The 11,436-nt window shown below is 74.1% G+C and carries 12 protein-coding genes; 8 read left to right on the forward strand and 4 right to left on the reverse strand.

The features are described from left to right. The first annotated feature begins 12 nt into the window (after window positions 1-12). The gene (locus ACFQ80_RS18275; RefSeq protein WP_430550397.1) at window positions 13-624 is read left to right on the forward strand and encodes a hypothetical protein; all 612 of its coding nucleotides are present in this window, start codon (window positions 13-15) and stop codon (window positions 622-624) included. A 35-nt stretch (window positions 625-659) separates the two neighbouring features. Here the strand turns inward: ACFQ80_RS18275 and ACFQ80_RS18280 are convergent, their stop codons facing one another. Both ACFQ80_RS18280 and ACFQ80_RS18285 read right to left on the reverse strand, forming a co-directional pair. Beyond that, on the reverse strand, window positions 660-1,214 hold the full coding sequence (locus ACFQ80_RS18280) for a Clp protease N-terminal domain-containing protein (protein WP_430564638.1): 555 nt from the start codon (window positions 1,212-1,214) through the stop codon (window positions 660-662). Further along, window positions 1,214-1,423, reverse strand: a complete 210-nt coding sequence (locus tag ACFQ80_RS18285; protein ID WP_430550395.1) for an RNA polymerase subunit sigma-70 — start codon at window positions 1,421-1,423, stop codon at window positions 1,214-1,216. The genes ACFQ80_RS18280 and ACFQ80_RS18285 overlap by 1 nt, the downstream gene beginning before the upstream one ends. Window positions 1,424-1,693: 270 nt before the next feature. On the opposite strand from ACFQ80_RS18285, the gene sucC reads away from it, so the two are divergent. The 4 genes from sucC (at window position 1,694) to purN (ending at window position 5,846) form a co-directional block, all read left to right on the forward strand. Beyond that, on the forward strand, window positions 1,694-2,863 hold the full coding sequence (sucC, locus tag ACFQ80_RS18290) for an ADP-forming succinate--CoA ligase subunit beta (RefSeq protein WP_430550394.1): 1,170 nt from the start codon (window positions 1,694-1,696) through the stop codon (window positions 2,861-2,863). 37 nt (window positions 2,864-2,900) lie between these two features. Further along, window positions 2,901-3,797 (forward strand): succinate--CoA ligase subunit alpha, encoded by an 897-nt coding sequence (sucD, locus tag ACFQ80_RS18295; protein WP_429766179.1) that lies wholly within the window; start codon window positions 2,901-2,903, stop codon window positions 3,795-3,797. A 98-nt stretch (window positions 3,798-3,895) separates the two neighbouring features. Beyond that, window positions 3,896-5,143 carry a DUF6350 family protein gene (locus tag ACFQ80_RS18300; protein ID WP_430564639.1) on the forward strand — a complete coding sequence of 416 codons (1,248 nt, stop codon included), beginning with the start codon at window positions 3,896-3,898 and terminating at the stop codon, window positions 5,141-5,143. A 46-nt stretch (window positions 5,144-5,189) separates the two neighbouring features. After that, window positions 5,190-5,846 carry a phosphoribosylglycinamide formyltransferase gene (purN, locus tag ACFQ80_RS18305; protein WP_430564640.1) on the forward strand — a complete coding sequence of 219 codons (657 nt, stop codon included), beginning with the start codon at window positions 5,190-5,192 and terminating at the stop codon, window positions 5,844-5,846. Between the two features lie 20 nt (window positions 5,847-5,866). Here purN and ACFQ80_RS18310 read toward each other — a convergent pair whose 3' ends face one another. Next, window positions 5,867-6,454, reverse strand: a complete 588-nt coding sequence (locus ACFQ80_RS18310) for an ArsR/SmtB family transcription factor (protein WP_430564641.1) — start codon at window positions 6,452-6,454, stop codon at window positions 5,867-5,869. An 83-nt stretch (window positions 6,455-6,537) separates the two neighbouring features. Between ACFQ80_RS18310 and ACFQ80_RS18315 the strand changes: the two genes are divergently transcribed. Then, on the forward strand, window positions 6,538-7,851 hold the full coding sequence (locus ACFQ80_RS18315) for an MFS transporter (RefSeq protein WP_430564642.1): 1,314 nt from the start codon (window positions 6,538-6,540) through the stop codon (window positions 7,849-7,851). Window positions 7,852-7,914: 63 nt separating this feature from the next. On the opposite strand, the gene ACFQ80_RS18320 is transcribed toward ACFQ80_RS18315, so the two are convergent. Further along, window positions 7,915-8,946, reverse strand: coding sequence for an SDR family NAD(P)-dependent oxidoreductase (locus tag ACFQ80_RS18320; protein WP_430564643.1), 1,032 nt, complete (start codon window positions 8,944-8,946; stop codon window positions 7,915-7,917). A gap of 91 nt (window positions 8,947-9,037) precedes the next feature. Between ACFQ80_RS18320 and ACFQ80_RS18325 the strand changes: the two genes are divergently transcribed. Continuing rightward, window positions 9,038-9,610, forward strand: a complete 573-nt coding sequence (locus ACFQ80_RS18325; protein ID WP_430564644.1) for a helix-turn-helix domain-containing protein — start codon at window positions 9,038-9,040, stop codon at window positions 9,608-9,610. A 162-nt stretch (window positions 9,611-9,772) separates the two neighbouring features. After that, window positions 9,773-11,395 (forward strand): bifunctional phosphoribosylaminoimidazolecarboxamide formyltransferase/IMP cyclohydrolase, encoded by a 1,623-nt coding sequence (gene purH / locus ACFQ80_RS18330; protein WP_430564645.1) that lies wholly within the window; start codon window positions 9,773-9,775, stop codon window positions 11,393-11,395. Window positions 11,396-11,436 lie beyond the last annotated feature (41 nt).

Genomic DNA, 11,436 nt, shown 5'->3' on the forward strand with positions numbered 1-11,436 from the left:
CATCGTGACCGTGTGCTGCTGGACGCGAGGACGCTGCGCGGCCTGGCCGACGGGACGGTCACCCACACCTACCGCCGGTGGGCCGTGGTGCGGGTGCGTCCTGGGTCGACGATGCGCACCCGGGTGGGCGTGGTCGAGGTGACGGCCGTGGACCCGGTGACCCTGGAGAGCGTCGACGACGCCGGCGCCCGCGGGGCGGGCTTCCGGTCGGTGGCCACGGCCCGGGCATGGATCGAGCGGCGCGGCGAGGGCGACCTGTACCGCGTGGGCCTGCGCCTGGCCGGGCCGGACCCGCGGGTCGCGCTGCGGGAGGACGACGACCTCGACGCCGCGGCCGTGGACGCGATCCGCGCCCGCCTCGCGCGCATGGACCGCGCGGCACCCGAGCCGTGGACGCGCGCCTACCTGGAGCTCGTCGCGGCGCGGCCGGCCGTCGTCGCGCGCACCCTGGCCGAAGGGCTGGGCATGGAGCGCGACCCGTTCAAGATCCGCGTGCGCCGGCTCAAGGAGCTGGGCCTCACGGAGAGCCTCGACGTCGGGTACCGGCTGTCGCCTCGCGGCCGCGCGTACCTGGCGGCCACGGCCGGCGACGCGTCGGTCAGGGACGCGCCGTCGGCGCGCTGACGGCGGCGCAGGCCGGACAGGTCAGGCGTCGCAGGTCAGGCCGCGCGCGACTCGTGCTCGGCGGCGGCGCGGAGTGCGGCGACGTCGCTGCCCGCGTCGTGCAGGGCCGACTCGAGGATCCGGCCGCCGGGGCAGTCGGCACGCAGGAGGCCCAGGAGCAGGTGCCGGTCGTCGATCCCCTTGTCGCCGAGGCGCACCGCCTCACGCAGCGAGAGCTCCAGCGCCTTGCGCGCGTCGGCGGTGAAGGGCCAGTGCTTGCGCCGACGCGAGCCCTTGCGGGCGGCCCGGTCGAGCGCGCCCTTGCCGAAGGTCTCGTCGGCGCGCCGGCTGACCTCGTCGAGGTCGATCCCGACCGCCGCGAGCGCCTCGGCGTCGAGCACCTCACCCCGTCGGACGGCGTCGCGGGCGCGCGCGGCGACGTCGTCGGGCCTGACGCCGCAGCTCACGAGCGCGGCGGGGGTGCGCCCTGTGCCCTCGGCGAGCGTGATCACCAGGTGCCGGGTGTCGATCGACTCGGAGCGCTCGCGCTCCGCGATCTCCGTGGCGCCCTGCACCGCCGTGCGCGCCTCCTTCGTGAACCTCTCGAACATCAGATCCTCCTGCCGTGCTTCTTGTGGACCGCCTGCTTGGTCACGCCGAGCGCGTCCGCGACGTCCTGCCACGACCAGCCGAGCTGTCGCGCGCGTTCCACCTGGAGCGTCTCGAGGCGGTCCGCCAGGTCGCGCAGCGCGCGGACGGCGCGGAGCCCTTCCGTGGGGTCGTCGCCGGCGGCCGCGCCGACGAGCGTCTTCTCCGTCATGCCGTCAACTATGGTTGACGAGACGAGCACATGTCAACCCTGGTTGACGCTGCGGCCTGTCAGGACGGACGCGCGGTATTCCCCGCGGCGGCCCTGACAACTCGGGCGGCGGCTGTGGGATCGGTCACCTGCGGCGGGGGAATGCAGGGCCGATGTTCCCGGCGTCGTGCCGGTCGGACTACCCTGTTCGGGGATGTCTTGATGTCGAGACATCCGTTCGTGCCGGCCTCTGCCGACCCAGGGGCACCACCGATGGAAGGACGCAGCAGGGTGGACCTGTTCGAATACCAGGCTCGCGACATCTTCGAGAAGCACGGCGTGCCCGTGCTCGGCGGCGTCGTCGCGACGACGCCCGAAGAGGCTCGCGCAGGTGCAGAGAAGCTCGGCGGCGGGACCGTCGTCGTCAAGGCCCAGGTGAAGGTCGGTGGCCGCGGCAAGGCCGGCGGCGTCAAGCTGGCCCACTCCCCGGCGGAGGCCGAGGAGAAGGCCGGCGAGATCCTCGGGATGGACATCAAGGGCCACACGGTCCACCGCGTGATGATCGCGCAGGGCGCCAAGATCGCCGAGGAGTTCTACTTCTCCGTGCTCCTGGACCGCGCGAACCGCAACTACCTCGCCATGTGCTCCGTCGAGGGCGGCATGGAGATCGAGCAGCTCGCCGTCGAGCGCCCCGAGGCGCTCGCCCGTGTCGCCGTCGACCCGATCGTCGGCATCGACGAGGCCAAGGCGCGCGAGATCGTCGACGCCGCCAACTTCGCCGAGGACCTCAAGGCCCCCGTCGCCGACGTCATCCAGAAGCTCTGGACCGTCTTCACGGCCGAGGACGCCACCCTCGTCGAGGTGAACCCGCTGGTCCGCACCGAGGACGGCTCGATCGTCGCCCTCGACGGCAAGGTCACCCTCGACGACAACGCCTCCGAGGTGCGCCACCCGGACCACGAGGCGCTCGAGGACAAGGCCGCGGCGGACCCGCTGGAGGCCAAGGCCAAGGAGAACGGCCTCAACTACGTCAAGCTCGACGGCGAGGTCGGCATCATCGGCAACGGCGCGGGGCTCGTCATGAGCACCCTCGACGTCGTCGCCTACGCCGGCGAGGAGCACGGCGGCGTGAAGCCGGCGAACTTCCTCGACATCGGCGGCGGCGCGAACGCCACCGTCATGGCGAACGGCCTGGACGTCATCCTCAACGACCCGCAGGTCAAGAGCGTGTTCGTCAACGTCTTCGGCGGCATCACCGCCTGCGACGAGGTCGCCAAGGGCATCGTCGGCGCGCTGGAGATCCTCGGCGACGAGGCCAGCAAGCCGCTGGTCGTGCGCCTCGACGGCAACAACGTGGACCTCGGCCGCGCCATCCTGCGCGAGGCGAACCACCCGCTGGTCACCCTGGCCGAGACCATGGACGGCGGCGCGGCCAAGGCCGCCGAGCTCGCCCACCTCTGAGCGCCCCGCCGACGTCGAAAGCAGAGATTTCAGAACCATGTCGATCTACCTGAACAAGGACAGCAAGATCATCGTCCAGGGCATCACCGGCGGGATGGGTGCCAAGCACACCGCCCTGATGCTCGATTCCGGCGCGCAGATCGTGGGCGGCGTGAACGCCCGCAAGGCCGGCACCACCGTGACCCACAAGGACCACGAGGGCAACGACGTCACGCTGCCCGTCTTCGGCACCGTCAAGGAGGCCATGGCGGAGACCGGCGCGAACGTGTCGGTCCTGTTCGTGCCCCCGGCGTTCACGAAGGACGCGGCCATCGAGGCCGTCGACGCCGAGATGCCGCTGATCGTCGTCATCACCGAGGGCGTCCCGGTGCAGGACTCGGCCGAGGTCTTCGCCTACCTCCAGGGCAAGAAGACCCGCATGATCGGCCCGAACTGCCCCGGCATCATCACGCCGGGCGAGTCGCTGGCCGGCATCACGCCGCACACCATCACGGGCAAGGGGCCGATCGGCCTCGTGTCGAAGTCGGGCACCCTGACCTACCAGATGATGTACGAGCTGAAGGACCTCGGGTTCTCGACCGCCATCGGCATCGGCGGCGACCCGGTCATCGGCACCACGCACATCGACGCGCTCGAGGCCTTCGAGAACGACCCGGAGACCCAGGCGATCGTCATGATCGGCGAGATCGGCGGCGACGCCGAGGAGCGTGCGGCGGCGTACATCAAGGAGCACGTCACGAAGCCGGTCGTCGGCTACGTCGCGGGCTTCACCGCCCCCGAGGGCAAGACGATGGGCCACGCCGGCGCCATCGTCTCGGGCTCGGCGGGCACCGCGCAGGCCAAGAAGGAGGCCCTCGAGGCCGTGGGCGTGAAGGTCGGCAAGACGCCGTCCGAGACCGCCGAGCTCATGCGCGAGATCCTCAAGTCGCTCTGACGCTCTGACACCACGCACGACGGCGTCCGTCCCTCCGGGGGCGGGCGCCGTCTGTGTGTCTGCGGGGTTCTGCCGGGCGCCCGGGTGACGATGAGCCGGTGAGCGCACCACCCGGCACCCGCACCGCCCGCACCGTCGACGGCGACCGTCCCGCGCGGACCCTCGGCCGGGGGAGCGAGCGGTTCGCGGCCGCGACGTCGGGCGCGTGGTCCACCGTGCAGGGTGTCGTGCTGTCCGGGGCGGTCGTCGTGCTGCTCGCCGTGGTCGGGGTGCTGGGCGGGTCGCCGGACTCCGCGTGGACGGGGGCCGTCGGCGTCGCCACGGGCCTGTGGCTGCTGGGTCACGGTGTGCCGATCGACGCGGGCGGCGGCGTGATCACGCTCGTGCCGCTCGGGATCGGCGCCCTTGCCGTGTTCACCACCTACGTGTCCGTGAAGCGGTCCGCGCTGCCCACCCTGGCGGCCTGGGTCGCGGCGACCATGACCTATGCCGCCCTGACCGTCGCCCTCGCCGCGGCGACCGCGGGCGTGGCGGGGGGCGACGGGCTCGCCGCCGCCGGGCCCCGGCTCGCCCTCGCGGCGCTCGGCGGCGCCGTGGTCGGCGGGGCGGGCGCCGCGCTCGGCGTCCTCGTGCCGCCGGACCGGCCCGAGGTCGTCGTCCCCGGCGGCCTGCTCGACCGCCTGGTGCCCGACGTCGCCCGGCTGGGCCTGCAGGCGGGCACGGTCGCGCTCGTCGCCCTGACCGGGACGGGTGCGGCGCTCACCCTCGTGTGGGTCGTGGCCGGGCGGGCGACGTCGGAGGACGTGGTGACCGGCCTCGACCCGGGCTGGATCGGCGGGGTCGTGTTCGCCGTCGCGCAGCTCGCGCTGCTGCCCAACCTTGTGCTGTGGGCGACGTCGTGGATCGCCGGCCCGGGGTTCGCCGTCGGGCAGGGCACCGTGTTCGCCCCGGGCGGCACGGAGGCCGGCCCCCTGCCCGCCGTGCCGCTGCTGGGCGCGCTGCCCGGCCCCGACTGGTCCGGCCCGACGGCGACGGTCGCCGGCCCGCTGGTCGTCGTGGCCTGCGGCGCGCTCGCCGGCTGGTTCGCGTGGCGGCGGCTCGACCCCGAGCGGGTCCGCTGGGTCGACCTGGCCCAGGTGCTCGCGGGGGTGGTGCTGCTCGCGGGCGTCATGACCGGGGTGCTGCAGCACTGGGCCGGGGGAGCGGTGGGCGCCGGCCGGCTGGCGCAGGTGGGCGCGGACCCGCTGCTCACCGGCGCGGTGGTGGCCGTCGAGGTCGGCGTCGGCGCGGCGGTCGTGCTCGCGTGCGCCTTCCTGGAGGTCGGTGCGCGGCTGCGCCGGGAGTAGGCCCGCGGCTGCCGGAGCGGGGGGAGCTCGCGGGTAGGGTGACGTCGTGCAGACCCCGTCCGGCCACCCCGTCGCGTCCACCTCCGCCCAGGGCACGGCCCAGGCCCGGCTCGTCGTCCTGGCCTCCGGCGGGGGCTCCAACCTCGCGGCGCTGCTCGCGGCCCACGACGACGCGGCGTACGGCGCGCGCGTCGTCGGCGTGGTCTCCGACAAGCCCGGCGCCGGGGCGCTCGACCTGGCCCGCGACGCGGGCGTGGCGTCGGTCGTCGTGGCCCCGCAGGACTTCGACGACCGCCCCGCCTGGAACGTCGGCATGGCCGAGGCCGTCGCCGTCTTCCGGCCCGACTACGTCGTGCTCGCCGGGTTCATGCGCATCCTCGCGCCCTCGTTCGTCGAGCGGTTCTCCGGGCGGATCGTCAACACGCACCCCGCGCTGCTGCCGTCGTTCCCGGGCGCGCACGGCGTGCGCGACGCCCTCGCCTACGGCGTGAAGGTCAGCGGGTGCACCGTGCACGTGGTCGACACCGGCGTCGACACCGGTCCGATCCTCGCGCAGGCCACCGTGCCCGTGCTCGACGGCGACGACGAGGCGGCCCTGCACGAGCGGATCAAGGTCGCCGAGCGCGCCCTGCTCGTCGAGACCGTCGGCCGTGTCGCCCGGGACGGGCTGCGCGTCGACGGGCGGCGCGCGATCGTCGGCTGAGGTCGCTCGACCTTCGACCGTCAGCCCGTCGGCGCCTGCGCGCCGTCGCCGTCGCCCTCCGCCGTCGTGTCGTCGCGCGGGCCCAGCACGGTGACCACCTGGTAGGTCTCGCGCGGGATCTTCGTGTTCTCACGGGCCTTCGCCAGGTTCTCCTCGCTCCAGCGTTCGACGAGCGCGGACAGCTCCTGCGCCATCTCGTCCGCCTCGTCCTTGGTGAGGAGGAGCGTCGTGAGCAGGAACTGCCGCCGGGCGCCGCCATCGTCCCGCGCGTCGTGCGTGAAGACGTCGGAGATCCATCGCAGCGCGGGCCGCAGGATCGCCGTCCCGGCTGCGGGGGAGTTCGACTTGATCTGATAAGTCTCCGCCACGTTGGTCCACACGCGGTCGCGCTTGTCGCGCGCGTGCTCCGGCGCCTCGACGATGAGCCCGACCTTGGCGAGCACGCGCAGGTGGAAGCTCACCGAGTTGGCGGGCTGTCCGATTGCCTCGGCGAGGTCCGCCGCGCGTGCGTGCCCCACTACGGACAGCTGCATGAGGATCCGCTGACGGACGGGGTTCGCGATGGCGCGCAGCGCCGCGGGCTCGCTGATCTCCATGGTCTCCAGCACGGGGCGAGCCTAGCAAGAATCCCGCAACATCAGATGCGCAATTACTATTGCGCAATAGATGTTGCGGGTCTAGCGTCGTGCTCATGACCGAGACCCTGACGGCCGCAGCGCCGTCCACCGCGAGCGAGAACGCCACCGCCGGCGCACCCCGGACGCTCGCGCCGCTGCGCCGCAACCGGCCGTATTTGCTGCTGATGTCCGGCCTCACCACCCAGTCGCTGGGCGGCAGCATCACCAAGTTCGCCGTGCCGCTTCTGGCGCTGCAGCTCACCGGCTCGCCGACCGCCGCGGGGGTCGTGGCGGCGATCGGGCAGACGGGGGCGCTGCTCGCGGCGCTGCCGGCCGGCGTCGTCGCGGACCGCACGGACCGGCGCCGGCTGGTCGTCGTGGCCGCGAGCGTGGCGGCCTTGCTGTGGGGGACGGTCGTGGTCGCGGGGGTCCTCGGCGGGCTCACCGCGTGGCATCTCGTCGTAGTCCTCTTCGGTGCGGCGGTCGCCACCGCGTTCCTCGACCCGGCCATCAGCGGCGCGTTCCGCGCCGTCGTCCCGCAGCCCCAGCTGCCCACCGCGTACGCCGCCGCGCAAGGGCGCGACGCCGTCGCCGGGATGCTCGGCGGACCGCTGGGCGGCGCGCTCTACGGTGTCGCGCAGGTGGTGCCGATGCTCGGGGCCGTCGTAGGAGACGCGGCTACGGCCGTGTGCGCGTTCTTCGTCAAGCAGCCCCTGGGTGGCGACGACGCCGCAGCCCGCGCCACCCGTCCGCTCGACGCCTTGAAGCAGGGACTGCGCTTCGTGTGGGCGGTGCCGCTGTTCCGTGCGTGCCTGGGTCTGTTCGTCGCGGTCAACGTCGCGCTGGGCGGGATGATGATCGGCATCAGTCTGGAGCTCGCCAGCACGGGCGTGCCGCCGGTGCTGATCGGCGTCTTCAACATGGTCGCGGCGGGCTCGATGCTCCTCGGCTCGCTGCTCGCGCCGCGCCTCGTCGCGCGGCTGCGGCTCGGCACCGTGACCGTGGTGTCCCTCGGGGTGCTGGTCGCCGCGTTCGCGGGCATGGCCCTCGTGCAGACCTACCTCGCGTACGTCGTGCTCATCGGGGTGGGCGCCCTGCTCATCCCGGCCGTCAATGCCGCGATGGCGGGCTACACGGCGGCGATCACGCCGGGAGAGATGCAGGGGCGGCTGGCGTCGGTGCTCGGGCTCAGCGGGGTGGCCGCGATGCCGTTCGCGCCGCTGGTCGGCGGCAGCCTCCTGGGGGCGGGCGGCATCGGCGTCGTGCTCTGGACCCTCGTCGCGCTGCTCGCCGCGACGGTCGTGGGGCTGTGCCTGGTGCGGTCGCTGTGGCGGGTGGGCACGCCCGACACCTGGGCCGACGACGCCCTCCCGCTGCCGGCCGAGTGACGCCCCGAGCCGTCAGGGCCGGGGCGGTGTGTCCCGCCCCGGCCCTGACGGCTCGCCGGGCTGTCAGACCGCCGACCAGCCGCCGTCCGACGCGAGGATCGCGCCGTTGAGGTTCACGGCGTCCGTCGAGAGCAGGAAGGTGATCGACGCGGCGAGGTGCTCCGCCGTCGCGATGCCGGGGATGTTGCCCATGTACCGGCCCAGCCGGGCGCCGCCGAACTCGGCCTGCGTGGGCACCTGGATGCCGGTCGCGACCCCGCCGGGCGCGACGGCGTTCACCTGCACGCCCGAGCCCGCGTACATGACGGCGGACGACTTGGTGAGGCCGACGACGGCGTGCTTCGACGCCGTGTACGCGGCGCCCGCCGCGGACCCGCGCAGGCCCGCCTCCGAGGCGACGTTCACGATGCGGCCGCGGCCGGCGGCGAGCATCCCGGGCAGGACGGCGCGCATGAGGCGCATCGTGCCGTCGACGTTCACGCGCATCACGCGCTCCCACGTCGCGTCGGTGAGCTCGTGCACCGCGCCCATGTCGTCCATGATCCCGGCGACGTTGGCGAGGGCGTCGACGCGGTCGCCGGCGGCGCGCACGATCTCCTCGACCGACTCGGCAGACGTGATGTCGCCCGCGACGGCGACGACCTCGGCGCCCGGCGCGGCCCCCGCGAGGGACGCGGCGAGCTCGTCCAGCTTCTCCTTCGCGAGGTCGACGGCGACGACGCGGCCGCCCTCGCGGGCCACGCGGGACGCGACGGCACGGCCGATGCCGGAGGCCGCACCGGTCACCACGACGGTCTGGCCCGCGAAGCGGCCCGGCGTGACCTGCTCGGCCCAGGCCGCGGGGGCGGGGGAGCCACCGTCGGCGGCGTCGGCGTCGTCGGGCGCCTGCTCGCGGTAGGCGGCGACGAGGCCGTCGACCATCTCGGCGGGGAACTGCCCGTTCGACAGGGCGACGAGCTGCTCGAGCGGCAGGTTGCGCGCCGGGGCGAGCGCCTCGGCCGACGCGCCGGCCTGCTCGAGGACGGCGCCGAGGATGCGGCCCCCGACGGGGTGGTCGAGCCACTCGCCGACGGTCGAGGATGCGGACAGGGCCATGGTGGTCTCCTTCGCTGGTGGATGCCGAACTCGTCGGACAACTAACCGGACAACTAACCGGACAACTCTGTCCGGTTGCTAGTCTATTCCGGTGCCCACCGCCCGGAGCAACCCGCACCCGTCCGCCCGGAGCAACCCCGGCCCCGCGGCGGCGCCCCGCAACCGTGCGGCGCTCCTGGAGGCGGCGCACGCGGTCTTCGCCGAGTCCGGCACGGCCGCGCCGCTCAGCGCGGTCGCGCGCCGCGCCGGCGTCGGGCAGGGCAGCCTCTACCGACACTTCCCGGACCGCGTCTCCCTCGTGGCCGCCGTCGTCGAGGAGAACGTGGACGCGCTGGAGGCGGCGTCGGCCGCGGGCGCCGCGCTGCCGGAGCTCCTCGGGCTCGTGACGCGGCACGCCATCGAGTCCGTCGGGGTGGTCGACCTGCTGGTCGAGGACCGGCCGGGGCGCATGCTGGAGCTGCGCGAGCGGGTCGCGGCCGTGCTCGCCGCGCACCACCAGGCGGCGCTCGACGCCGGGCAGGTGCCCGCCGGCGCCACCGTCGAGGACCTCATGCTCGGCGTCGAGCTCGTGGCCGGCGCGCTCACCCGGCGGCCCGCGGCGGACCGCGCGGACACGGCGGCCCGGGCCTGGCGCCTGCTCGGCATGGAGGTGGCGCTGCCGTGACCCCTGTCGTGACTCGTGAGGACGACGTTCGGTAGACTCGCCGCGGCCGTGACTGGCGAGGGTGGGTCACCACCGGGGAGCGGCCGACACGTCCCGCCATGCGCGCCGCCCGCCTGGGTGCGAGGGTCTTTCCGCGAGAACCCGCCCGAGGAGAAGACACTCATGTCCGGAGCACCCACCGCCCCCGACGTCCAGCTCGCCGACGACGCGCAGCGCCCCGTGCGCCGTGCGCTGCTCAGCGTCTACGACAAGACCGGCCTGACCGAGCTCGCCACCGCCCTGCACGCCGCGGGCGTGGAGCTCGTCTCCACCGGCTCCACGGCCACGAAGATCGCCGACGCCGGCGTCCCCGTCACCCGCGTCGAGGAGCTCACCGGCTTCCCCGAGTGCCTCGAGGGGCGCGTCAAGACGCTGCACCCCCGCGTGCACGCCGGCATCCTGGCCGACACCCGCAAGGCCGACCACCTCGCCCAGCTCGCCGACCTCGGCATCGAGACGTTCGAGCTCGTCGTCGTGAACCTGTACCCGTTCGCGGCCACGGTCGCGTCCGGCGCCGGCCCGGACGAGGTCGTCGAGCAGATCGACATCGGCGGGCCCTCGATGGTCCGCGCCGCGGCGAAGAACCACCCGAGCGTCGCCGTCGTCGTCGACCCGGCGCGGTACGACGACGTGGTCGCCGCGGTCCAGGGGGGCGGCTTCACGTTCGCGCAGCGCAAGCGCCTCGCGGCCGCCGCGTTCGCGCACACCGCGCAGTACGACGTCGCCGTCTCCTCCTGGTTCGCGAGCGCCCACGCGCCCGACGAGACGGCGCTCGAGTCGCACATGCCCGACGTCGCGGGCGCCACGTTCGAGCGCGCCGCCGTCCTGCGCTACGGCGAGAACCCGCACCAGCGGGCCGCGCTGTTCACCCGGACCGACGGCGGCACCGGCCTCGCCCAGGCCACGCAGCTGCACGGCAAGGCGATGAGCTACAACAACTACGTCGACGCGGACGCCGCGTGGCGCGCCGCGCACGACCACGAGGGCCCCGCGGTGGCGGTCATCAAGCACGCGAACCCCTGCGGCATCGCCGTCGGCGACGACATCGCGCAGGCGCACGCCCGCGCGCACGCCACCGACCCCGTGTCCGCGTACGGCGGCGTCATCGCGGCCAACCGGGTCGTCACGAAGGCCGCTGCGGAGCAGATCGCGCCCGTGTTCACCGAGGTCGTCGTGGCCCCGGGCTTCGAGCCCGAGGCCCTGGAGATCCTTCAGGCCAAGAAGAACGTGCGCCTGCTCGTGGTCGACACCCCGCCGCACGCCGTCGCCGAGAACCGACCGATCTCGGGCGGGATGCTCGTCCAGGAGGTCGACCGGTTCCAGGCCGAGGGCGACGACCCCGCGTCGTGGACGCTCGCCGCCGGCGAGGCCGCCGACGAGGCCACCCTCGCCGACCTGGCGTTCGCGTGGAAGGCCGTCCGCGCCGCCAAGTCCAACGCCATCCTGCTCGCCTCGGGCGGCGCCGCCGTCGGCATCGGCATGGGCCAGGTCAACCGCGTCGACTCCTGCCGGCTGTCCGTCGAGCGCGCGAACACGCTCGCCGACGGGCAGGAGCGGGCGCGCGGCGCGGTCGCCGCGTCCGACGCGTTCTTCCCCTTCGCCGACGGTCTGCAGGTGCTGCTCGACGCCGGCGTCCGCGCCGTCGTGCAGCCCGGCGGGTCCATCCGCGACGCCGAGGTGATCGAGGCAGCCCAGGCCGCCGGCGTGACGATGTACCTCACCGGGACGCGCCACTTCGCGCACTGACCCCTGCCGAACAGGCGGTTGCGCACGTTCTCCGCTCCGAG

Source organism: Isoptericola sp. NPDC056578, assembly GCF_042793275.1.
Taxonomy (GTDB): Bacteria; Actinomycetota; Actinomycetes; order Actinomycetales; family Cellulomonadaceae; genus Isoptericola.

Excerpts from the sequence above, each read along its gene's own strand:
- ACFQ80_RS18320 (WP_430564643.1), bottom strand. The coding sequence starts at position 8,946 with ATGGCCCTGTCCGCATCCTCGACCGTCGGCGAGTGGCTCGACCACCCC.
- ACFQ80_RS18315 (WP_430564642.1), top strand. The coding sequence starts at position 6,538 with ATGACCGAGACCCTGACGGCCGCAGCGCCGTCCACCGCGAGCGAGAAC.
- sucD (WP_429766179.1), top strand. The coding sequence starts at position 2,901 with ATGTCGATCTACCTGAACAAGGACAGCAAGATCATCGTCCAGGGCATC.
- purH (WP_430564645.1), top strand. The coding sequence starts at position 9,773 with ATGTCCGGAGCACCCACCGCCCCCGACGTCCAGCTCGCCGACGACGCG.
- ACFQ80_RS18285 (WP_430550395.1), bottom strand. The coding sequence starts at position 1,423 with ATGACGGAGAAGACGCTCGTCGGCGCGGCCGCCGGCGACGACCCCACG.
- ACFQ80_RS18280 (WP_430564638.1), bottom strand. The coding sequence starts at position 1,214 with ATGTTCGAGAGGTTCACGAAGGAGGCGCGCACGGCGGTGCAGGGCGCC.